Here is a 21,391-nt window from a genome sequence, read left to right as displayed (position 1 = left end):
GGTCGGTCGTCGCCCCCGCGCGTCGGCGCGTCGGTCAGCCGCAGAGCCGGCCGATCTCGTCCCGGAACCGGTCCATCGGGTTGGACCCGGCCGGGCCGAGCAGATACTCCTTCAACTCCCGCCGGGCCTCGGCCATCGGGTCGTCCCCGGTCCGGGTCACGGCGAGGATCTTCGGCAGCTCGCCGCAGTCGACCGAGAGCAGATACGCCGCCCGGGCGGTGGGGAACTGCCGGCGGAACTCGTCCTCCGGCAGGCCGGCCGGGTTGGCCACCACGTACGGCCGCTCACTCTGCACGAAGTCGGAGACCACACTCGACACGTCGCTGACCAGCAGGTCGGTGGCGTTGAAGCAGTCGAACAGCGCCGGCGTGCGACCGGTGACCACCAGGTGCGCGGTGCCGTCGAGCGAGGTGGGGTCGGTCTGACCGCCGGCGGACCGGATCCGGGCGACGATCCGCTCGTGGACCGCCCGCGCCTTCGCCGAGCGGGTGCCGGTGAGCGGGTGCGGCTTGTAGACCACCCGCAGGTTCCCGGCGGCCAGCAGCCCGGACACGATCCGCTCCCCCATCAGCACCAGCGAGGTGTGGTAGGGGTCGTCGTCCAGCCAGCCCTCCCAGGTGGGGGCGTAGAGCACGGTGAAGAGGTGGTCGGCGACGCCGGAGCCGAACGTGTGCACACCGGCCAGCTGCGGGCGGCCGACCTCCACGATGTCGCGGTCCAGCACGCCCACCGCGGCCCGGGCGTACCGTTCCCGGCCGGCCGGACCGGCCACCCACACCTCGTCGTACACCTTGCTGTACGGGTTGACGCTGGCCTGTTTGTCGCTGTCGCCGTGCCCGACGAAGACGTGCTTCACGCCCGGCTCGCGCAGCAGGTGGATGTTGGCCCCGACGTTGGCCGCGTAGAGGGCGACCCGCAGCGAGCCGAGGTCGAGGTTCATGAAGTCGACGCCGGCCGGCACGCAGATCACCGGCAGCCGGGTGTCGGCCAGTTCGTCGAACGCGTCCGCGGCCCGCAGCAGCACCACCGCGCGCCGTCCGGTCGCCTCCACCGGCGCGAGCCACATGTTGGCCTGGTAGACGTCCTTGGCCGGGCCGGCGAAGTAGAGGGCCACCTCGGGCTGCTCCCGGGCCAGCCAGTCGTGCACGGCGGGCAGCTCCCCCGGGGCCTTGCCCCGGCCGCGCAGCGCGGTCGACGCCAGCACCGCGGCGGTGACCAGTCCGGCGACGAGCGTGACGGCCGCGGTGACCACGACCGGGGCGACCCGGTCGACGGCGACGGCCACCACGGCGGCCGGCACCAGCAGCACGTTGAGCAGCGGCAGCCGCAACCCGGCCAGCCGGCGCGCCCAGGCCGGCGGCACCGGCACCCGGCTCAGCGCGCCGAGGTCGATGTTGCGGGTGTAGGCCGGCGGGTCGACCCGCCCGTCGATCACCTTGGTCACCGCCGACGTGGCCACCGCCACGGTCCAGAGCGCGGCCGGCAGCAGCAGCACCGCGACGTCGCCGCCCACCCCGGGACGGACCGCGGCGACCACCAGCAGGACGACCGACAGGTCCCGGACCAGGCGGCGGAAGACCTCGCCGAGGCCGGCCTTGTCGAGCAGCTCGGCGGTCCCGGCGTACCGGGTGGCCAGGGCCGCCTCACCGGCCAGGGCGACCACGGCGGCCACCGCGTACGGGACCACCAGGCCGAGGACCCCGGAGAGGATCATGACCGCGTAGCCGAGGAGCGTCGCGCCGACCGCGACGAGACCCTGCTGGCTGCGTACTCTGCTGAACAACGACACGCTCCCTGTCTGCCCGCCGGTGTCGAAGGGGCCCGATACCGGACGGCTGCGACCTTAAACGGGCCAAGTGACACAAGTATTGCCGGGGTGTCCGGCAGGTGAACGACGGACGACGACTTTCACCATCGGTGCGCGCCGGGCCACGACACGCAGCGGGCCCCGGCCGGTCACCGGCCGGGGCCCGCTGCGCGGACGGGATCAGCCGCCGATGACCACCCGGCGGACGCCGGTCCAGCGCGCCGGGTCGGTGACCCGGCGGCCGTCGACCAGCACCGTCACGCCCGGCAGGTCGGCCGGGGCGAGGCTGCGGTACTCGGCGTGGTCGGCCTGGATCACCGCGGCGCCGACCGGCTCGCCGTCGTAGCCGGGCAGGCCGTGCGCGGCCAGTTCCTCGTTGGTGTACATCGGGTCGGAGACGTAGGGGGTCGCACCCCGCCGGCGCAGCGCCTCCACGGTCGGGAAGACGCCGGAGAACGCGGTCTCCTTGACGCCACCCCGGTAGGCGGCGCCGAGCACCAGCACTCCCACCCCGGTCAGGTCGCCGTACGCGGCGGCGAGCAGGTCCACCGCGTAGTCCGGCATGGCGGCGTTGGCCTCGCGCGCCGAGCGGACCACGGTGGCGGCCGGGTCGTTCCACAGGTACATCCGCGGGTAGATCGGGATGCAGTGACCACCGACCGCGATGCCCGGCGAGTGGATGTGGCTGTACGGCTGGGTGTTGCAGGCCTCGATGACCTTGGTGACGTCCACGCCGACCGTGTCGGCGAAGCGGGCGAACTGGTTCGCCAGGCCGATGTTCACGTCCCGGTAGGTCGTCTCGGCGAGCTTGGCCAGCTCGGACGCCTCGGCCGAGCCCAGGTCCCACACGCCGTTGGGCCGGTCCAGGTCGGCGCGCTCGTCGAAGTCGAGCACCGCCTCGTAGAACCGCACGCCGTGCGCGGCGGACGCCTCGTCGATGCCGCCGACCAGCTTCGGGTAGCGGCGCAGGTCGGCGAAGACCCGGCCGGTGAGCACCCGCTCCGGGCTGAACACCAGGTGGAAGTCGGTGCCCGCGGTGAGGCCGGAGCCCTCGGAGAGCATCGGCGCCCACCGGCTGCGGGTGGTGCCGACCGGCAGGGTGGTCTCGTAGCTGACCAGCGTGCCCGGCTTCAGGCCACGGGCGATGGCCCGGGTGGCGTCGTCCATCCAGCCGAAGTCCGGCACACCCTCGGCGTCCACGAACAGCGGCACGACCACCACGACCGCCTCCGACTCGGCGACCGCGGCGGCGGTGTCGGTGGTGGCCGACAGCAGCCCGGCGGCCACCGCCTCCTTCAGCTTGACGTCCAGGTCGGCCTCGCCCGGGAAGGGCACGGCACCGTCGTTGACCAGCTGGACGACCCGCTCGGAGACGTCGGCACCGATCACCCGGTGCCCCTTCGAGGCGAACTGCACGGCGAGCGGCAGCCCGATCTTTCCGAGCGCGACGACGCAGATGTTCATGAAACTACTCTCCTCCTCGGGGGAGACGGCGCCGAAGGCGGGCCGCGACCCGGCGAAGCGTCACCGGCCAGACGGTGAACGCCAGTTGACCTTTGTGGTTGTTGTTGATCGTGACCAGGTGCAGTCGGCTCCCGTCGCGGTGCATCGTCCGGTGCCGCACCGGCGGCCGGAGCCCCCGCAACGGGACGGCGACGCTGCCGGCCACCCGGATGCGTACCGCCCGGGCCGTCCCCTTCGCGGTGAGTTCCGCCGCTACGTCCTGGAGCCGGAAGGTGGCCTCCACGGTCGTGCCCATCGGGTCGGCGGGCAACAGCCGCACCACCGCCTCCGCCGCGCCCACCTGCACCGACAGGTCGTCGCCCACGAGATCGGCGAGGTCGGGCCGAGGGCTGCGGGCGAGGATCTGCACACGGCGGTCGCCGTCAGCTCCAGTCACCCAGCGTACCGACACCGCGTTGAGCGCGGCGAGCCAACGGCTCGCCGTCGGCTTCACCTCGTACCACTCCTCGCTCAGGCCCGCGTCCGGCTCGCCGAAACCCGGGTAGGCGGCGAACCACCGCTGGTCGCGGACGACGGTCGGCGGCAGGCCGTCGCTCGCGGTCTGCCGGATGATCGCGAGCAGGTCGGCCGGACGGCCATAGGCGGCCGCGCCCACCAGCACCCGGGCGTCCGGGTCGAGCTGGTCGCGGATGCGGTCGGTGAGGTACTCCCGGACCAGCTTGCCGACTCGGACGCGGACCTGCTCCTGAGTGTCGGCGTCCAGCGCCAGGAAGTCGGGGCGGAACAGCTTCGCGATCTCCCAGGCGAAGTGTCGCCGCAGCACCGCGTCGCGCCGTTCGCCCGGCTCGACCAGCTCGGCGACGAACCGGACGATGCGCTCCACGCACTCCAGCCGGGCCAGGTGGTCGCTGCGGTAGGTGATGTTGGTGGAGTTGAGCCGCTTGACCGCGTAGTAGTAGTCGTAGTCGGCCAGCACCGAGATGCGGGCGGCCCGCACGCACGCCTCCACCGTGAACGGCTGGTCGCTGCCGACCGCCATGTCCTCCGGGAAGCGCAGCCGGTGTCGCTCGACCAGCTCCCGGCGGAACAGCTTGGTGTTCGACAGCGAGAACGGCAGCGGCGAGTCGTACAGGTCGACGTCGGAGCGGGTGCGGTCGAAGATCTCCTGGTGCACGTACCGCTTGTTCACGCCCACCATCCGGCCGAGCACCACGTCCGAGCCCCACCGGTCGGCGGCCGTCACCAGCCGCTCCAACGCCTCCCGGCCGAGGTGGTCGTCCGCGCCGATGAAGAAGACGTACCGGCCGGTGGCCACGTCGAGCGCCCGGTTGCTGGGCGCGGCCGGGCCACCGGAGTTGGCCTGGTGCACCACCGTGATCAGGGAGGGATAGGCCGCCGCGAACCGGTCCAGCTCCGCGCCGCTGCCGTCGGTGGAACCGTCGTCGACCGCGACGATCTCCAGCCGATCGTGCCCGATCGTCTGGTTCACCAACGACGTCAGACAGGTGGTCAGGTCCGGCATGGTGTTGTAGACGGCGACGACGACCGTCACGTCCGGTTGCCTCACCGGGCGACCGCCGTCCGGAACGAGATGCCGTCAGAACCCATGCCCGTCCGTCTCCGTGTGAACCAGCGTCGCACCCCGCGACCGACCGGAGCGAGTGTACGACAAGCGCCACGCCGGAGACCGCCGCCACCGCGGCTGCCGGACCGCGGTGTCGCCGTTGCTACCCTGCACCCGACCCCGGGCCGCGACGGCGCTCCCGTCGCCCGAGGAGCAGTCACCGGCGGGCCGACGGGCCGGCCGACACCACTCGGACAGGACCAGACATGACCGCGCCGACCCGCCGCGAGCTGCCGTCACCGGAGACGGCGACCGGCGGCCGCACCGACCCGGCCGGCCGGACCGCCTCCGGCAACCGTCTGGTGGCCGCGTTCCGGTCGGCCTTACCCGCTCTCGTCGGCTACCTGGCCGTGCGGTCGCTGGGCCTGGTCACGCTCTGGCTCTGGGCACGCGCGGTCGGCGCCCGACCCGGCGCGCTGCTGACCGAGTCCGACGGCGAGTGGTATCTGCGCATCGCCCAGCACGGCTACGACGGGTACGAACGCACCCAGAGCGACATGGCGTTCTTCCCGCTCTATCCGCACCTGGTCGGGGCGCTGGAGCCGCTGACCCCCCTGGGTACCCGTGCCACCGCGCTCGCCCTGGCCGGTGTCGCGGCGCTCGCCGCCGCGTGGGGCCTGTTCGCGATCGGCGAGCGCCTGTACGACCGACGGGTCGGCATCCTCCTCGCCGTGCTGTGGGGGGCGCTGCCGCACAGCATCGTGCAGAACATGAGCTACAGCGAGGGGATCTTCACGGCGTTCGCCGCCTGGTGCCTCTATGCGCTGTTGCGCGGTGACTGGCTCGTCGCCGGGCTGCTCAGCCTCGCCGCGGGCCTGACCCGACCGACCGGCTCGGCGCTGCTCGCCGTGGTCTGCGTCGCCGCATCGATCGCGGTTCTCCGCCGTCGCGACGGCTGGCGTCCCTGGGCGGCGCTGCTGCTCGCGCCGGCCGGCTGGCTCGGCTACCTGGCCTGGGTGGGCTGGCGCACCGGCCGGCCGGACGGCTGGTTCCACATCCAGGACGCCGGGTGGGGCACCACTTTCGACCTCGGCGTCGACACGGTGCGGGTCGGCCAGCGGGTGCTGGCCCACCCCTCGGCGTTGGCGATGTACGTGGTGACATTGGTGGTCCTGGTCGCGCTGGCCCTGTTCGTGCTCGGTGCGCTCGACCGGCAGCCGTGGCAGCTCCTGCTCTACAGCGGACTGATCCTGCTCACCACGCTCGGCGCCGCCGGCTACTACCACGCCAAGGCGCGTTTCCTGCTTCCCGCGTTCCCGCTGCTGCTGCCGGTCGCGGTCGCGCTGGCCCGGGCCGGCTGGGCGCGCGCGGTGACCGTGCTGGCGCCGCTGGCCATCCTCTCCGCCTACTTCGGCGGTTACGTGCTGATGATCTGGAACCGGTCGCCGTGATCCCGGCCGTCACCGGTTGAACGGCCGGACGTCCCAGAGCCACACGTCGTCGACCCGCCGGCCCGGGCCGTAGCAGGCGTCGAGCACCGCGCGCAACTGCTCCTGCCGCCGGTGCCGGGGCAGCGCCACCGCGTCCGCCCGCCAGTGCCGCGCGTCGGCGCGCGCCTGCGCCACCTCGGCCGGCGTCACCTCGACGCCCCGACGGCCCTCGGCCACGAGGGTGAGCAGCTTCGCGGTCGGCTGCGGCTCGACTCCCCAGCGCCCGGTCGGATCTGTCGGCGACACCGGCGCGAGGAAGTAGCCCTGCGGCACCGCGAACTCGGCGAGCGCCGCCGAGCCCCAGTAGACCGAGGTCATGTTGGCCACCGGCACCGGCACCAGGGTGCGGCCGGGAGCCACATGGTCCCGCCACTCGCCCGCGGTCACGAAGTGCGGTACCGACGGACGCTTCTGCACCGGCAGCGGGGTGGGCAGGACCGGCACCAGGGCGGCCAGCAGAGCGACAGCGGCGACGCGGACCAGCATCGGGTTCTCCACCCGGGTCCGCAGCACCCGGTCGCCGGCAAGCGCCAGCAGCACGCCGACGGCCACGGTGGTGATCAGGCCGAACCGGGCCACCACCACCGCGTCGAAGATCGGCAGGTGCTGCACCAGCGCGAACGGCGCCGGCACGGTGGTGCGCTCGGTGCCCCAGGTCCAGGTGGTGCCGATGGACAACAGCGCGCAGACCACCCCGACCAGGGTCAGCACGCGCACCGCGACCTCCCGCCGTAGCCACCACGCGGCGGCCACCGCCAGCACCACGAGCGGCCAGCCGTAGAAACTCGCCTGCTCGGTGGTGTTCGGGCCCCAACCCCCGGCGCTGGTCGCGCTGCCGGCGATCGACTCCGTGGCGTAGCGCACGTAGGAGCCGAGCTTCAGCGCGTACACGTCCGGCCCACCGGGATGACCGAGGCGGTGCTGCGGCCCGGCGAACTGCATCCACAACGGGTACGCGGTCACCACCGCGACGAGCGCGCCGGCAACGAGCAGGCCGCCGGCGAGTCGGGGAGCGCGCCGCACGGCGACCCGGGGCGCCACGGCGAGATGGGCGAGCACCACCATCAGGCAGCCGAGCGCCAGCAGGAAGAGGATCTCCACGCTGATGAAGAACTGGGCGGCGACCAGCGCGCCGAGCACCAGCCCGTCGCGCAGCACCCGACCGTCCCGGGCCAGCACCAGCACCCGCCAACCGATGAACGGCACCAGCCACTGCGCGGTGATGTGCGGGTGGCCGTTGCTGTGCGACACCAGCGCCGGCGCGAAGGCGCAGAACAGGCCGCCGACGAAGGCCGCCGCGCGGGAGTCCACCACGTGCCGGGAGAGCACGTGGTACCAGGCGTAGCCGGTGCCGGCCAGGTTGAGGGTGATGAGCAGCACGTAGGCGGTGGGAGCGCCGAACAGCAGGGTGACCGGCGACAGCAGGATCCCGGGGAGCTGCATGCCGACGTTGGTCATCAGGTTCACCCCGTCGGGGGCGTTCTGCGCCGTCGTGAAGAAGGGGTTCTCCAGGTGCCGGACCGCGTGCGCCGCGTAGGCCAGCATCCACTCGTTGAAGCCCTGGTCGTCGGGGCGGCTGCCGAGGAGTCGGCCGTCCACGTCGCGCCAGCCGCGCGCGGTCACCATGAGCGCGCCGAGCAGGTAGACCGCCGCCACCAGCGCGTCCCATCGGCTCCGGCGGCGGCGCGTCGGCCGGTCGTCCGGCTCGACGGCGGGCCGGACGTCGCGCTCCGGCACGGCCGGGAGCGGCCCGGCCGGACCCGCCGCCGCGTCGTCCGGCTCGCGGTCGCCGGGCGCGGCGGGCCCGGTGGGAGCTGGCTCGGAACGACGGGTGTCCGGTGCGGTCATGAGGCAGGAGTGTACGGCCGCGGCGCGGCCTCACCCGACTCCCCCCGCGCCGACGCACCGGCGCGTTCCCTCCGCCGGGTGAGCCCCGCGTCGAGCGCCGCCACCGCCAGCACCACGAGGCTGATCCGCAGGTAGATGGCCTCCTGAATGCCGAACCGGGTGTACTCGCCGGCGGACAGCATGAGGCTGGCCAGCACGCTCGCGACACTCACCAGCCCGCCGACGACGCCGATCGCGGTCAGCCACCGCCGCCGTCGCACGGCCCCGGTGGCCACGCAGGCCAGGAGCGCCAGCGCGGCGGCGCCGCCGATCAGGGGCAGGGCCAGGTGACGTGGCGGGTAGAAGACCGACCCGACCGCCTCCGGCAGCATCGTCACCGGGCGACCGTAGGTGTGCAGCTCGGTGCTGCCCAACGCCATCGGCAGGATCCGGTGCCCCATGATCTCGCGGTAGTGCTCCGGCTCGGCCAGCGCGTACCGGAAGCCGACCCCCAGTTCGTGCTCCTCGGCCCAGGTCTGCAGCTCCCCGCACCGGGCGTAGGCCTCGGAGAACTTCCGTACGTTCCACCGCCGCACCAGCGCCGGGTCCTCGATCGCCTGACATTGCGGCATGCCGAGCTCGTCGTGGTACGCCCGGTGCATCGCCGGGTCGCGCTGGACCTCGACCATCAGCCGGTAGAGGAACGTCTCGTCGGTCTGGGAGCGCCCGGAGGCGCTCCATCGGGAGAACGTCTGGTCGGTGGGGCCGAGCAGCGCCGCGTTCCAGGCCAGCCCGGCCAGGAGCGCGCCGAGTGCCACCACCGCCGGCCACCGGCGCGAGCGGTCGCGCCACGCCAACACCACCAGCACCGCCGGCACCAGCGCGATGAACAGCAGCATGTCCTGCCGGACGAACATCCACCACACCGTCACCAGCACCGTCGCGGCGAGCAGCGGCCACGACCGCCGGCGCGCCCACAGCGCCAGCAACCCGAAGGCGAGCAGACCCAGGCTGATCGAGAGCGACTCCGCCGTCAGGGTGTGGTCCCAGACGTACACCGCCCGGGTCAGAGCCAGGACGAACAGCGCGGTCGCGGCACAGACCCGGGCGGTGGTGGTGCGCAACGCGATCCACAGCGCCAGCACCAGCAGCACCCACGCGGCGGTGCCGATCAGCGCCTGGGCCCACGCCCGCGCCGGGTCGCTGCCGGCGAGCGAGTAGAGCAGCGGTGTGCCCCACAGCCGCGGCGCGTGCCCGGTGAAGGAGACCGTCGCGGTCGGGTTCGGGCCGTCGAGCAGCCCGGCGTAGGAACGCGTGTCGAAGGTGCGGAACGCCTCGACCCGCGCCGCGATGCTCAGCCGCGCGGCGACGAAGGCGACCAGCAGGACCGCCAGCAGTGGGCGGTCGCCACGAAGCCACGACCGGAACCGGCCGACACCACGCCGATTCGCCGGCTCGGGACGGCGTCGTTCGACGACGGAAGAGTCGACCACCATGGGGATTCCTCGCGCTCGCGCTGGCCCTGTCGGCATCCGGAAGCGGGACGCAGCGATGTTAGCCTAGATCGCCCGCGTGGCGGTGCACGGTCGCCGGCCGTCGCGCGCCGCCGGCCCGCGGGGCGGGCACGACGCCGCCCCGGTCAGCGGACAGTCAATCGGAGGGATCATTCACATGAAGGTCGTCAGCATCGTTGGCGCCCGGCCCCAGCTGGTCAAACTCGCGCCGATCGCCGCGGCGTTCGCCGCCACCGACCACGAGCACGTCATCGTGCACACCGGGCAGCACTACGACGCGGACCTCTCCGACGTCTTCTTCTCCGGTCTGGGCATCCCGGATCCCGACGTGCATCTGGGTATCGGCTCCGGCAGCCACGGCGTGCAGACCGGCAAGACCCTCTCGGCCCTCGACCCGGTGCTGGCCGCCGAACGGCCCGACTGGGTGCTGGTCTACGGCGACACCAACTCGACGCTGGCAGGTGCGCTGTCCGCGGTGAAGATGCACCTACCGGTGGCCCACCTCGAGGCGGGGCTGCGCTCGTTCAACCGCCGGATGCCTGAGGAGCACAACCGGGTGCTCACCGATCACTGCGCCGACTTGCTGCTGGCGCCGACCGAGGAGGCGGTGCGCCACCTGTCGGCCGAAGGGCTGGCGAAGCGAGCCGTCCTGGTCGGCGACGTGATGGTCGACGTCTGCCTGCGGGTCCGCGACGCCGTGCTGGCCGGTGGCCAGACCCGCCCGGAGCTGCCCGCCGGCATCGACCCGGAGGCCCCGTACCTGCTGGCCACGCTGCACCGGGCGGAGAACACCGATGACCCGCGACGGCTGGGGGCGCTGGTGTCCGCGCTCGCCGAGCTGCCGGTGCCGGTCGCGCTGCTGGCGCACCCGCGCCTGCTGGCCCGCGCCGAGGAGCACGGCATCAAGCTGGGTGGGGGCGCGCTGCACGTCGGTCGGCCACTGCCCTACGCCGGCATGGTCGCCGCGGTGCTCGGCTCGGTCGGTGTGGTCACCGACTCGGGCGGCCTGCAGAAGGAGGCGTACCTGCTGGACCGGCCCTGCACCACGCTGCGCCCGGAGACGGAGTGGGTGGAGACGTTGGTCGACGACTGGAACCGGCTGGTGCCCGAGCCCGCCGCCCTGGGCCGGGACGGCTGGGCCGACACGGCCACCCGTCCCCGGCCGAGCGCCGGTCGGGGCACCCCCTACGGCGACGGCCGGGCGGCTGAGAACGTCGTACGGGTCCTCGCCGAACACGCGCGCTGAAACCCGGCCCGTCCGGGTGACCGCCGGTCGGCCGTCACCCGGACGGCCGGTCAGGCCGCGGCGGTGATCTGCGCCAGCGGCGGCGGATCGAGCGACGTGGTGGCGACCACGCCCGGATAGCGGCGGGCCAACTGCCAGCCCAGCGTGATCGACAGCGCGTCGGAGGCCACGATCAGGTCGGCCGGGTCGCGGTCGAGGTCCAGCTCGGACAGTCGCTTGAGGGCGAGCTTCGACAGCACCATCGGACGCACGTTCGTGTAAGCCTTCATGAACACGCGCTTGTGGAACGCACGGCTCAGGCGCTCCTGCCGCCGGCGCAGCCCGCCGGCCACGCTCTTGCCGGCGAGCCGACCGAGCCCGCCGGCCACCCGCCGGGGCCCGCTGGTCACCACCAAGCGCTCGGCGCGCAGCAGCGGGTGCCGCTTCTCGGCGGCCCCGATGGTGAACAGACGCAGACCGGGCCGCCCGGCCAGTTCGGCCCAGTTGCCCTCGCTGAGCACCACCACGTCCAGCCGGGCGCCCTCGTCGAGCAGCCGCTCGGCCAGCGCCAGCACCCGGTCGTGCGGCCTGTGGTTGAACGCCAGCAGCAGTGCCCGCGGCTGCCGGGGCGCGGTCACCGTCGCGGTCCGGGCTCCGTCTCCGTCGGCGATCGTCACGATCCCACCTCTCCCGTCTCGATCTTCCGCCGGACCATCGACCGCAGCCGGGCCTCCAGCGGCGCGGTGACCGCCTGCCGGGTGAAGGTGTCGGCGTGGGCACGGGCCTCGGCCCGCTGCTTGGTCGACATGTCCCGGGCGGCCTTGCCCGCGGCGATCATCGATTCGGCGATGTCGTGGACGTCGAGGCTCTCCGGGTTGAACCAGAGCGGATAGCCGGCCAGCACGTCCTGCGCGGCGATGCCCGGCGCGTGCACCGAGACGATCGGACTGCCGCTGGCCATGTACTCGAAGATCTTGCCGGAGGTGACGTACCGCGCGCCGCCGGCGAGGAACACGAGGACGTCACTCTCCTGGTAGACCCGGCCGACCTCGGTCTTGGACACCGGGCCGCGGTAGTGGATGCCGTTGTCCGGCAGGGAGCGACCGTCCTCGTCCGCGGTCAACCCGAGCCGCTCCATGAGCGGGGCCTTGCCCTGCGCGAAGTATCCGAGGTGCCCGTGGATGTTGAGCTCGGCGTCGGCCAGGTCGGGATGGCGCCGGGCGATCTGGAACGCCTCGGCGAGCTGCTCCACCGGCTGGGTGCTGTTCATGGTGCCGAGGAACGTGAACCGCAGCGGCTGGTCCCGGTCGGTGCCGGAGGTCGGCGTGGACAGGTCGAGTTGGGTCAGCAGATCCGGGTCCCAACCGTTGGGCACCACCATCATCCGGTCCGCGGCGTTCGGGTAACGGTCGGCGTACCAGGACAGCAGCGGCTTGTTGACGAAGACGGACGCGGACGCGTCCCGGAGAATCCGCTTCTCCCAGCGCCAGGCCGGGTGACCGGGCTCGTACCCGTCCTCCTCGGTGAACATGTTGAGCGTCCAGGCGTCGCGGTAGTCGACCGCGAACGGCACCCCGGTCGCCTTGTGGATCATCCAGGCGGCGGCGAACGACGCGAACGGGTTACCGGTGGCGAGCACCACGTCGAACCGGCGCCGGGCGTGCATCCGCAACGCCTTGCGCACCGACGCGACCGCCCAGGACAGGTAGTGCTCGGGGAAGATCTTCTTCAGCCCGAAGTTGTAGAGGTTGCGCGCCATGATGGGCGACATGCCCCGGAACCGGCCGTACTCGCGCAGGTCGCGTTCCCAGGCGAAGTGGCTGATGGCGGGCCGCTCCACCCGGATCGACGGGTGGACGGTCTCGGCGAGCTGCTCGTCCACCGAGCCGATCACCCGGTGCAGGAACGACAGCGGCGACGCGAACGCCGTCACCTCCCAGCCGTGCTCGGCGAGGTAGTTGGCGGTCGCCCGAGCCCGGTAGACGCCGCTGGCCCGCGACGGCGGGAAGTAGAAGGACAGGTAGAGGATGCGCGGTCGGCGCGGCGTGCGCGTCCGGTTCATGGAGTGTCCCCCTGGGCGGAATCCGGGTCGTCGGTACGGTGCTGGCGATCGGTCGCCTCTCCAGAGTAGTCGTAGCTGAAGCAGACTCTCGGACTCGCGTGCCCGGTCCGGTTCCCCACCATGCGGGCCGCGTACGGCATCGCGATCGGGTCCGTGACGACGAGCACATCCACCGGGGTACGGGCGAAGAGCTGGTCGATCAGCCGGGGGCGCTGGTCGCCGCGCACCCGTAGGAACGCTCGGTGCGCCGGGTCGGCGAGGCGCCGCTGGTAGGCCCGCTCGGTCCGCTTCGAGATCCGGCGCAGCGGGCCCCGGCCGACGAGGCGCAGCAGCTTGCGCGGCGCCTTGTAGAGCGCCGCCTGCTCGAACCGGACCGTCGGCAGGCGCCGCAGGAGGGCGTCCAGCTCGACGACCCGGACACCGGGCGCGAACGTCTCCCGGCTCCAGGGGCCCAGCCGGTCGACCACCACCGTGGCGGCGCCGCCGTCGGCGACGGCCTGGCGGGACTCCTCCACGACGGCGCGCCGCCGGACTCCCCCGACGGACAGGAAAAGGACGTGCATCTCACTCCATCAGCTGCGGCGCCCCGGCGTCAGCGCGCCGGCGCGGCCTCGTCGGAAAACCACAGACGGCGGTGCATGTCGGCGACCGCGCCGTAGCCGTACCGGGCGGCGAGTGACGTGCGAACGAGGGCGGGATCGAGGTCGTGCGGGAACCGCGAGCGCAGCCGCCGGTAACCGGCCACGATCGTGTCCGGGTCGTCCGTGACATCGATCATCTCGCCGGCCGCCGCCTCGATGCCGGACAGTGTCCGCTCCGGGCCGCCGCAGCGGGTGACCAGGACCGGCAGCCCGGCGGCGATGCCCTCGACCACCGCGACACCGAACGTCTCCCGACGGCTCGGGTGCACCAGCAGGTCGTGCTCCCGCATCAGCCGCAGCGCCTCCTGCGGCGGCACCGCGCCGGTGAACGTGACCGCCTCGGCCACCCCGAGCTCGGCTGCCCGCGCGGTCAGGCTGGTCAGCAACGCGCCCTCACCCACCAGGGTCAGCGTCAGCGACGGGTCGTCCCGCCGGCAGCGCGCGAACGCCTCCAGCAACAGCGGTACGCCCTTGAGCTCGGAGAGCGCCCCGACGAAGAGCCAACGCCGCAGCGCGGTGATCGGCGTCGACCGGGGTTCGTCGAAGGAGATCGGGTTGGCGACGGCGCCGATCCGGTCCGCGTGGTGCGGGAACGCCTCGACCAGGGGGCGGCGGACGCCCTCGCCGACGGCGAGGAAGCCGGCGCACCGGTGGAGCACCTCGTCGTACATCTCCCGCCCGCGCGCGGTCTCCAGCACCCGGTCCAGGAAGCTGGCGTGCTCGGTGACGAAGACGCGGGTCTCCGGACCGGCGTTGCGGATCGCGGCCCAGCCGCTGGGCAGTCCCACGTGGGCGTGCACCACCGGCGCGGTGAGCGGCCGACCGCCGAGGGCGGCCCGGAGCGCGTCGTCGTGCCGCTCGGCGATCTCGGCGTGGCCGAGGCCACGCGGCACGGGCACGGGCACGTAGACCAGGTCAGCGCCTCCGACCGTCGGGGTGCGGTGCTGCGCGTGGCGGAGGAGCACGTGGTGGGCGTCCCGAACCCGGCGCTCGCCGTCGCCGTCCAGCGCGGCAACCCAGGCGTCGCAGTGGTAGACGGTCATCCGGTCGGAAACCGGAGCGGTCGCGCCGACCATCGCCTGCACGAACGAGCCACGGAAGGGCAGTTCGCGGGTCGGATACCAGGGCGTGATCACGACGACGTCCCGTTCAGAAGTTGCCGGCACCCGAACCTTCCTCGCCGCACGTAGGGACCGCGCCACGTTAACATGCACGCTGTCCTGCGCGCCCCGCCGACCCGCCGCCCCCACCGCCGGCGGGGCGGGCCACCGATCCCCGCGTCCGCCCGTCGAAAGGATCCCGCCCTGATGGGTAGCAAGCTCGCAGCCGGCGTGCTGCGTCGCGTGACGGCTCCCCGGGTGGTGCGGCACCGCGCGGCGGCCCGCCTGATCCACGGTCTCGCGGCCGCGCCGCTACTGCCGACCGGGGCGCGTGCCGCCCTGGCCCGCCGGCTGCGCGCAGGCATGATCGGGGCGGGCTGGCCGGCCGGCGAGTCGCGGGCGGCGCTGGTCACGGTGGCGGGCGCGGTGGACCCGGCGGCCCGCGCCGACCTGCTCGCCCAGGAGGCCGCGGACGACCTGGCCGAGGGACGCACCCCGGCGCACCTGCTGGCCGCCGTCTCGGCCGATTTGGGCGAGGCCGACCGCGCGTACGCCCGGGGCGACGGCGCCGCGGCGGCTCGGCGGCTCTACCGGGTCCTGCACACCCAGTTCCACCGGGTGATCCACTTCGACCAGCTCACCTCTCCCCTGGTCGAGGATCCGGCCGCCTTCCTCGCGCCACTGCACGGCAGCGCTGTGGGCCGTGCACTGCTCACTCCGCGCGGCCGCGCGACACCGGCGGCCCCCGCGCCCACCGACCGACCGCTGCGCCTGTTGTTGATGCTCAACGGCAGCGCGCACTTTCTCGGCGCCGTGCGCGAGCGGTACGCCGACCATCCCGGGGTCGAAGTGCGCTACCTGCGGCTGGACGACGACCCGGTGGCCGGGCCGCTGACCCGGCAGAGCCGGGGCATGGTGACCGAGGCGCTGCTCGGCGGCACCGAGTACGGCGAGCAGATCGAGCGCTGGCTCCGCCCGCACCTGGACTGGGCGGACACGGTGTTCGTCGACTGGGCGGTGGCGACCGCGGCGATGACCAGCCTGGTCGATCCCGGCGACACCCGGATCGTCGTACGGCTGCACAGTTACGAGGCGTTCGGCCGGTGGCCGCACCTGATCGACTTCAGCCGGGTCGACGACGTGGTCTTCGTCTCCGACCATCTCCGCGACTTCACGCTGCGGGTGACGCCGGGGCTGACCGGCCCGGACGCGCCCCGCACCCACGTGCTGTGCAACGCGCTGGAGTTGGCGCCGTTCCGCCGCGCGAAGGACCCGGCGGCGCGGTTCACCCTCGGCCTGATCGGCACCAGCGCCGTGGCCAAGGATCCCCGGTGGGCGATCGAGGTGCTGCGACTGCTGCGGGCCGAGGACGAGCGCTACCGCCTGCTCCTGGTCGGCGGGGGCCTCGACATCCGCCGCAGCCGGGCGGCCCGGGACTACGCGACCGCGCTGGAGGCCGATCTCGCCGAGCTGGAGCCGACCGGCGCGGTGGTCCGCGTCGGTCACACCGACGACGTGCCCGGCGTACTCACCGGCATCGGAGTGGTGCTCAGCAGCTCGGTGCGGGAGAGCTTCCACTGCGCGGTGGTGGAGGGTGCGGCCAGCGGCGCGGTGCCGGTGGTCCGGGACTGGCCGTTCTTCGCCGACGGCGTGCACGGAGCCCGTACCGTCTTCCCGGCCGACTGGGTGGTCGACTCCCCGGCGGCGGCCGCCGCACGCGTCCGCGCGCTCACCGCCGACGAGCGGGTCTGGCGGACCGAGGGCGCGGCGGCGGCGGCGCATGCGCTGGCGACGTGGGACTGGTCGGTCAACGCACCGCACTTCGACCGCATGCTGGGGGTCGAACAGCGCTGACCCGGGGCGCCGGCCGGGCGTCCGTGGACGCCCGGCCGGGCGGGCGGATCAGGCCGACGCGGCGACGGGTGCGTCGCGCCCGGCGTCGGTCGGGCTGACGAAGACGGTCCGGCCGTCGGAGGCGGACTCCAGCAGACCGGCGGCGACCTGCACGGTACGCAGGCCCTGTCGCAGGGTGACGATGTCGCTCTGCTTGCCCTCCACCGCGTCCCGGAAGCGCTCGTGCTCGACCAGCAGCGGCTCACGCTTCGGGATGGCGTAGCGGACCATGTCGCCCTCGGCCACGCCGCGGAACGCGCGCAGCGCCTCCCATTCGGTGTCGATGGCGGCGTTGGCGTAGAAGGTGAGGTCCGCGGTGAGCGTGTCGGCGATGAAGCAGCCCTTGTCGCCGGTGACCACTGTGGACCGCTCCTTGAGCGGGCTCAGCCAGTTGACCAGGTGGTTGACCATCGTGCCGTCGGAGAGCTGGCCGACCACGGCGACCATGTCCTCGTGCAGCCGGCCGCTGCGCGAGACGGTGCGGGCGGAGACCGAGGTGTATTCCCGGCCGGTCACCCAGGCGGTCAGGTCGATGTCGTGGGTGGCCAGGTCCATCACCACGCCGACGTCGGCGATGCGGTGCGGGAACGGGCCCTGGCGGCGGGTGACCACCTGGAAGACCTCGCCCAGCTCGCCGGCCTCCAGCCGGGTCCGCAGGCTCTGCAGCGCCGGGTTGTAGCGCTCGATGTGACCGACGCCGGCGACCAGCCCGGCGGTCTCGAACGCCTCCACCAGCTTCGTGGCCGCGTCGACCGACTGGGCGAGGGGCTTCTCGATCAGCGCGCAGACGCCGTTGGCGGCCAACTCCAGGCCGATCGACTCGTGCAGCGCGGTCGGGCAGGCCACCACGGCGTAGTCGACGCCCAGCGCCAGCAGGTCGCTCAGCTCGGGTACGACCGGCGCGCGCAGCGTGCCGGTGACGTCGCCGGCGGGATCGACCACGCCGACCAGCTCGACACCGTCCAGGTTGGACAGCACCCGGCCGTGGTTGCGACCCATGGCGCCGAGGCCGATCAGCCCGGCCCGCAGCTTGCGGCCCCCGCTCATCGGGCACCGCCCGCGAGGTTCGCGCCCTCGGCGATCCGCTCCAGCTCGGCCTGGCTCAGCGACGGGTGCACCGGCAGCGAGACCACCTCGGCGGCGGCGCGCTCGGTCTCCGGCAGGTCCCACGCGCCCGGCTTGCCGTCCACCAGGTACGGCTTGAGCCGGTGGATCGGGGTCGGGTAGTAGACCGCGTTGCCGATGCCCAGCTCGGTGAGGCGGGCCTGGGCGGCGTCCCGGTCGCCCCGCACCCGCACCGTGTACTGGTGGTAGACGTGCTTCGCGCCGTCGGCGACCGGCGGGGTGACCATGCCGGTGATGGCGGAGTCGAGGAACTTGGCGTTGGCGCGACGCTGCTCGGTCCACCCGTCGAGCTGGCCGAGCTGCACCCGGCCGATGGCGGCGGCCACGTCGGTCATCCGCATGTTGGCGCCGACGATCTCGTTGGCGTACCGCTGCTCCATGCCCTGGTTGCGCAGCAGCCGCAGGGTGCGGGCGAGGTCCGCGTCGGCGGTGGTGATCATGCCGCCCTCGAGGGAGTGCATGTTCTTGGTCGGGTAGAAGCTGAAGCAGCCGGCGGTGCCGAAGGCGCCGACCGGGGTGCCGTTCAGCTCGGCGCCGTGCGCCTGGGCGGCGTCCTCGACGACGGCCAGGCCGTGCTGCTGCGCGATCGCCATGATCCGGTCCATCGCGGCCGGGTGTCCGTAGAGGTGCACCGGCATGATCGCGACGGTCTTCGGGGTGATCGCGGCGGCGACCGCCTCCGGGTCGACGCAGAAGCTGCCCGGCTCGATGTCCACGAAGACCGGCTCGGCGCCGACCAACCGGACCGCGTTGCCGCTGGCGGCGAAGGAGAACGAAGGCACGATGACCTCGTCGCCCGGGCCGAAGCCGAGCGCCATCAGGGTCAGCTGCAGGGCCGAGGTGCCGGAGTTGACGGCGACGCAGTGCCGGCCGGCGACCAGGTCACCGAACTCCTCCTCGAACGCCGCGACCTCCGGGCCCTGGACGACCCGGCCGCTCCGCAGCACCCGGACAGCCGCCTCGATCTCGGCCTCGCCGATGATCGGTCGTGCTGGGGGAATGAACTCTGGATGCGGCCCGACCATGGGGCTTCCTCCTGTCGACGCGTGACTCATGTGGGGGACGTTGGGGGATGGTAGCGGTTTGGGATGAAAACCGGTTGATCGCGGCCATTGTCCGGCCGGATGTCGTGCGCTGTTCATGATCGACGGGCGCTCCCGTCGGCGGGCGCCGGGGTCACACTTCCACCCCGTCGCGGACAGGCTCCACGCATGCTACCCGCAGGGCGGCGACTATCGCGGCGGCCAGGCGCGGCACCTCCGTGGGCTCCAGCGTGGCCCGGGAGATCGCCATCCGCCAGTAGACCGGCCCGACGATCAGGTCGACCGCGGCCCGCCGGTCGGTGTCCGGGGAGAGCTCGCCGCGCTCGACCGCCCGACCGATCAGGATCCGCCCGACGGCCTGCTGGTAGTCGTCCAGCGCGGCCTGCAACTTCTCGGCGATCTGCGGGTTGCGGGACGCCTCGGCCAGCAGGTCCGGGATGATCTGCGCGGCCAGCCGGTGACGCAGCGCACGCGCCATCACGTGCAGCAGGATCTCCAGGTCGCCGAGGAGGCTGCCGGTGTCCAGCAGCGGGATGTTCCGGCCCGCCACCGCCGAGACCATGTCCAGCACCAGGTCGAGCTTGGAACGCCAGCGGCGGTAGATCGCGGTCTTGCTCACACCGGCCCGGCGGGCCACCGCCTCGATGGAGAGGCGGCCGTAGCCGACCTCGGCCAACTCCTGCATCACGGCGGCGCGGATGGCACTGGTGATCTCCCCGCGCAGCACCGCCGCGCCGGCCGGGGCACGCCTCTTCTCGGTCGTCACGTGGGACAATGTAGCGCAACGACGGTACGGTTGCGTCCCGACGTTCGGTGGACTACCTTCCATGCAGCAGCGAGGCGGCTCCTCCCCGCCCGGCCACGCTGGATGTCTTCACCGCACTGCTCCCCATCACGCACGAAAGATCGGAGCGCCTGACCATGGCCAACACCGCGGTGGCCGACCCCGAATCCGGACTGACCCGGGCCGAACTGGCCCGGCGGTACGGGCTGCGGGTCGCCGGGGAACGACCGCCACTGGGCGAGTACGCCCGCCGGTTGTGGGCGTACCGGCACTTCATGACCGCGTACTCGCGGGCGAAGGTCGCGTCCTCGCTGAGCAACACCCAGCTCGGGCAGCTCTGGCAGGTGCTGACACCGCTCACCAACGCGGCGGTCTACTTCCTGATCTTCGGCGTGATCCTGTCCCAGAACCGGAACGTGTCGAACTTCATCGCGTACCTGTGCACGGGCGTGTTCATCTTCATGTTCACCCAGACCGCGGTGTCGAACGGCACCAGCGCGATCACCGGCAACCTGGGCCTGATCCGGGCGCTCCAGTTCCCCCGGGCCGCGCTGCCGATCACCGTCACGCTGGTGCAACTGCAGCAGCTGCTCATGTCGATGGTGGTGCTGGCCGCGATCGTGCTGTTCACCGGCGAGCCGATCACCTTCCGCTGGCTGTTGCTCGCTCCGGCCCTGCTGCTCCAGACGATCTTCAACATCGGGCTCACCATGATCATGGCCCGGATCGGCTCCAAGGTCACCGACCTCAAGCAGATCATGCCGTTCGTGATGCGCACCTGGCTGTACGCCTCCGGCGTGCTCTACCCGGTGGCGCTGTTCCGCCAGCACCTGCCGCACTGGGCCGCGAACCTCCTGGAGTGGAACCCGCCGCTGGTCTTCATCGAGCTGGCCCGGTACGCGCTGCTCGACTCGCACCAGGCCAACCTGGTGAGCTCGCCGCCGAAGCTCTGGGCCCTGGCTCTGTTCTGGGCGGTCGTCATGGGCATCGGCGGGTTCATCTACTTCTGGCGTGGAGAGAAGGAGTACGGCCGTGGCTGAGCAGACCCTGCCGCTGAACGCCGGCCCGGTGACCGACTCGGGTCGCGTCCCCACCGTCGTGGTGGACGACGTGCACGTGATCTACCGAATCCACAAGGGCGCGAGCGGCGGCGCCACCCCGGTCTCCGCGCTCAAGCGGATCGTCTCGCGCACCAAGGCTCCGAACATCCGCGAGGTGCACGCCGTCAAGGGGGTGAGCTTCACCGCGTACGAGGGTGAGGCGATCGGCCTGATCGGCAGCAACGGCTCCGGCAAGTCGACCCTGCTGCGGGCCATCGCCGGCCTGCTCCCGCCGGCCCGCGGCGCGGTCTACACCCAGGGCCAGCCGTCCCTGCTCGGCGTGAACGCCGCGCTGCTCAACGACCTGTCCGGCGAGCGCAACGTGGTGCTCGGCTGCCTGGCCATGGGCATGACGCCGGATGAGGTCAAGCGGATCGCCCCGGAGATCATCGAGTTCTCCGGGATCAACGAGCGGGGCGACTTCGCCTCGCTGCCGATGCGCACCTACTCCTCCGGCATGGGCGCCCGGCTGCGCTTCGCCATCTCCTCGGCGAAGAAGCACGACGTGCTGCTCATCGACGAGGCCCTGGCCACCGGCGACCGCAAGTTCCGCGCCCGCAGCGAGCAGCGGGTCCGCGAGCTGCGCGACAGCGCCGGCACGGTCTTCCTGGTCAGCCACTCGATCGGCTCGATCCGGGACACCTGCGAGCGGACCATCTGGCTGGAGAGCGGCGTCCTCAAGATGGACGGCCCCACCAAGGAGGTCTGCGACGCGTACGAGAACCAGAAGTAGCCGGACGGAGCGCACCGCC

At 72.8% G+C, this 21,391-nt stretch carries 17 protein-coding genes; 5 read left to right on the top strand and 12 right to left on the bottom strand.

Features of this window, described 5'->3' with window-relative positions; translation table 11 throughout:
• Positions 1-34 precede the first annotated feature (34 nt).
• From ACN27B_RS20100 to ACN27B_RS20090, 3 genes are all read right to left on the bottom strand, one after another.
• Positions 35-1,783, bottom strand: a complete 1,749-nt coding sequence (locus ACN27B_RS20100) for a CDP-glycerol glycerophosphotransferase family protein (RefSeq protein ID WP_422741254.1) — start codon at positions 1,781-1,783, stop codon at positions 35-37.
• A gap of 204 nt (positions 1,784-1,987) precedes the next feature.
• A complete protein-coding gene (locus ACN27B_RS20095; protein WP_091578570.1) occupies positions 1,988-3,271 on the bottom strand; it encodes a nucleotide sugar dehydrogenase in 1,284 nt (427 codons plus the stop codon).
• A gap of 4 nt (positions 3,272-3,275) precedes the next feature.
• Positions 3,276-4,838, bottom strand: a complete 1,563-nt coding sequence (locus tag ACN27B_RS20090; protein ID WP_099161696.1) for a glycosyltransferase family 2 protein — start codon at positions 4,836-4,838, stop codon at positions 3,276-3,278.
• A gap of 263 nt (positions 4,839-5,101) precedes the next feature.
• Here ACN27B_RS20090 and ACN27B_RS20085 point away from each other — a divergent pair, with 263 nt between their 5' ends.
• Entirely contained in the window at positions 5,102-6,286 is a 1,185-nt protein-coding gene (locus ACN27B_RS20085; RefSeq protein WP_422741253.1) for a hypothetical protein, read from the top strand.
• A 9-nt stretch (positions 6,287-6,295) separates the two neighbouring features.
• Here ACN27B_RS20085 and ACN27B_RS20080 read toward each other — a convergent pair whose 3' ends face one another.
• Together ACN27B_RS20080 and ACN27B_RS20075 are read right to left on the bottom strand one after the other, a co-directional pair.
• The gene (locus tag ACN27B_RS20080; protein WP_099161697.1) at positions 6,296-8,173 is read right to left on the bottom strand and encodes a hypothetical protein; all 1,878 of its coding nucleotides are present in this window, start codon (positions 8,171-8,173) and stop codon (positions 6,296-6,298) included.
• Positions 8,170-9,648, bottom strand: a complete 1,479-nt coding sequence (locus ACN27B_RS20075; protein WP_422741252.1) for a hypothetical protein — start codon at positions 9,646-9,648, stop codon at positions 8,170-8,172. The genes ACN27B_RS20080 and ACN27B_RS20075 overlap by 4 nt, the downstream gene beginning before the upstream one ends.
• A 175-nt stretch (positions 9,649-9,823) precedes the next feature.
• Between ACN27B_RS20075 and wecB the strand changes: the two genes are divergently transcribed.
• Positions 9,824-10,912, top strand: coding sequence for a non-hydrolyzing UDP-N-acetylglucosamine 2-epimerase (wecB, locus tag ACN27B_RS20070; RefSeq protein WP_099161699.1), 1,089 nt, complete (start codon positions 9,824-9,826; stop codon positions 10,910-10,912).
• A gap of 50 nt (positions 10,913-10,962) precedes the next feature.
• Here the strand turns inward: wecB and ACN27B_RS20065 are convergent, their stop codons facing one another.
• The 4 genes from ACN27B_RS20065 to ACN27B_RS20050 are packed head-to-tail and all read right to left on the bottom strand — an operon-like array spanning position 10,963 to position 14,760.
• On the bottom strand, positions 10,963-11,568 hold the full coding sequence (locus tag ACN27B_RS20065; RefSeq protein WP_099161700.1) for a hypothetical protein: 606 nt from the start codon (positions 11,566-11,568) through the stop codon (positions 10,963-10,965).
• Complete coding sequence (locus ACN27B_RS20060; protein ID WP_253866572.1) at positions 11,565-12,953, bottom strand: glycosyltransferase; 1,389 nt, start codon at positions 12,951-12,953, stop codon at positions 11,565-11,567. The genes ACN27B_RS20065 and ACN27B_RS20060 overlap by 4 nt, the downstream gene beginning before the upstream one ends.
• The gene (locus ACN27B_RS20055) at positions 12,950-13,516 is read right to left on the bottom strand and encodes a hypothetical protein (protein WP_422741251.1); all 567 of its coding nucleotides are present in this window, start codon (positions 13,514-13,516) and stop codon (positions 12,950-12,952) included. Before ACN27B_RS20055 ends, ACN27B_RS20060 begins: the two co-directional genes overlap by 4 nt.
• Positions 13,517-13,545: 29 nt before the next feature.
• A complete protein-coding gene (locus ACN27B_RS20050) occupies positions 13,546-14,760 on the bottom strand; it encodes a glycosyltransferase (protein WP_253866574.1) in 1,215 nt (404 codons plus the stop codon).
• 141 nt (positions 14,761-14,901) lie between these two features.
• Here ACN27B_RS20050 and ACN27B_RS20045 point away from each other — a divergent pair, with 141 nt between their 5' ends.
• Positions 14,902-16,548, top strand: coding sequence for a glycosyltransferase (locus ACN27B_RS20045; RefSeq protein ID WP_099161701.1), 1,647 nt, complete (start codon positions 14,902-14,904; stop codon positions 16,546-16,548).
• Between the two features lie 48 nt (positions 16,549-16,596).
• Here ACN27B_RS20045 and ACN27B_RS20040 read toward each other — a convergent pair whose 3' ends face one another.
• The 3 genes from ACN27B_RS20040 to ACN27B_RS20030 form a co-directional block, all read right to left on the bottom strand.
• Positions 16,597-17,634 (bottom strand): Gfo/Idh/MocA family protein, encoded by a 1,038-nt coding sequence (locus tag ACN27B_RS20040; protein ID WP_099161702.1) that lies wholly within the window; start codon positions 17,632-17,634, stop codon positions 16,597-16,599.
• The gene (locus ACN27B_RS20035; RefSeq protein ID WP_099161703.1) at positions 17,631-18,737 is read right to left on the bottom strand and encodes a DegT/DnrJ/EryC1/StrS family aminotransferase; all 1,107 of its coding nucleotides are present in this window, start codon (positions 18,735-18,737) and stop codon (positions 17,631-17,633) included. The genes ACN27B_RS20040 and ACN27B_RS20035 overlap by 4 nt, the downstream gene beginning before the upstream one ends.
• A gap of 151 nt (positions 18,738-18,888) precedes the next feature.
• Entirely contained in the window at positions 18,889-19,521 is a 633-nt protein-coding gene (locus ACN27B_RS20030; protein ID WP_099161704.1) for a TetR/AcrR family transcriptional regulator, read from the bottom strand.
• Between the two features lie 155 nt (positions 19,522-19,676).
• Between ACN27B_RS20030 and ACN27B_RS20025 the strand changes: the two genes are divergently transcribed.
• On the top strand, positions 19,677-20,579 hold the full coding sequence (locus ACN27B_RS20025; protein ID WP_099161705.1) for an ABC transporter permease: 903 nt from the start codon (positions 19,677-19,679) through the stop codon (positions 20,577-20,579).
• Entirely contained in the window at positions 20,572-21,372 is an 801-nt protein-coding gene (locus tag ACN27B_RS20020) for an ABC transporter ATP-binding protein (RefSeq protein WP_099161706.1), read from the top strand. Before ACN27B_RS20025 ends, ACN27B_RS20020 begins: the two co-directional genes overlap by 8 nt.
• Positions 21,373-21,391: the final 19 nt, after the last annotated feature.

It is taken from the genome of Micromonospora sp. WMMD754, assembly GCF_049315235.1.
Taxonomy (GTDB): Bacteria; Actinomycetota; Actinomycetes; order Mycobacteriales; family Micromonosporaceae; genus Micromonospora; species Micromonospora sediminicola.
The sequence above is the reverse complement of the archived record's forward strand: the minus strand, read 5'-3'. Positions and strand labels throughout refer to the sequence as shown.

What these genes read in the sequence shown, in the direction of transcription:
- ACN27B_RS20025 (WP_099161705.1), top strand. Translation starts at nt 19,677, where the DNA reads ATGGCCAACACCGCGGTGGCCGACCCCGAATCCGGACTGACCCGGGCC.
- ACN27B_RS20080 (WP_099161697.1), bottom strand. Translation starts at nt 8,173, where the DNA reads ATGACCGCACCGGACACCCGTCGTTCCGAGCCAGCTCCCACCGGGCCC.
- ACN27B_RS20040 (WP_099161702.1), bottom strand. Translation starts at nt 17,634, where the DNA reads ATGAGCGGGGGCCGCAAGCTGCGGGCCGGGCTGATCGGCCTCGGCGCC.
- ACN27B_RS20060 (WP_253866572.1), bottom strand. Translation starts at nt 12,953, where the DNA reads ATGAACCGGACGCGCACGCCGCGCCGACCGCGCATCCTCTACCTGTCC.
- ACN27B_RS20095 (WP_091578570.1), bottom strand. Translation starts at nt 3,271, where the DNA reads ATGAACATCTGCGTCGTCGCGCTCGGAAAGATCGGGCTGCCGCTCGCC.
- ACN27B_RS20055 (WP_422741251.1), bottom strand. Translation starts at nt 13,516, where the DNA reads ATGCACGTCCTTTTCCTGTCCGTCGGGGGAGTCCGGCGGCGCGCCGTC.
- ACN27B_RS20075 (WP_422741252.1), bottom strand. Translation starts at nt 9,648, where the DNA reads ATGGTGGTCGACTCTTCCGTCGTCGAACGACGCCGTCCCGAGCCGGCG.
- ACN27B_RS20045 (WP_099161701.1), top strand. Translation starts at nt 14,902, where the DNA reads ATGGGTAGCAAGCTCGCAGCCGGCGTGCTGCGTCGCGTGACGGCTCCC.
- ACN27B_RS20085 (WP_422741253.1), top strand. Translation starts at nt 5,102, where the DNA reads ATGACCGCGCCGACCCGCCGCGAGCTGCCGTCACCGGAGACGGCGACC.
- ACN27B_RS20035 (WP_099161703.1), bottom strand. Translation starts at nt 18,737, where the DNA reads ATGGTCGGGCCGCATCCAGAGTTCATTCCCCCAGCACGACCGATCATC.
- wecB (WP_099161699.1), top strand. Translation starts at nt 9,824, where the DNA reads ATGAAGGTCGTCAGCATCGTTGGCGCCCGGCCCCAGCTGGTCAAACTC.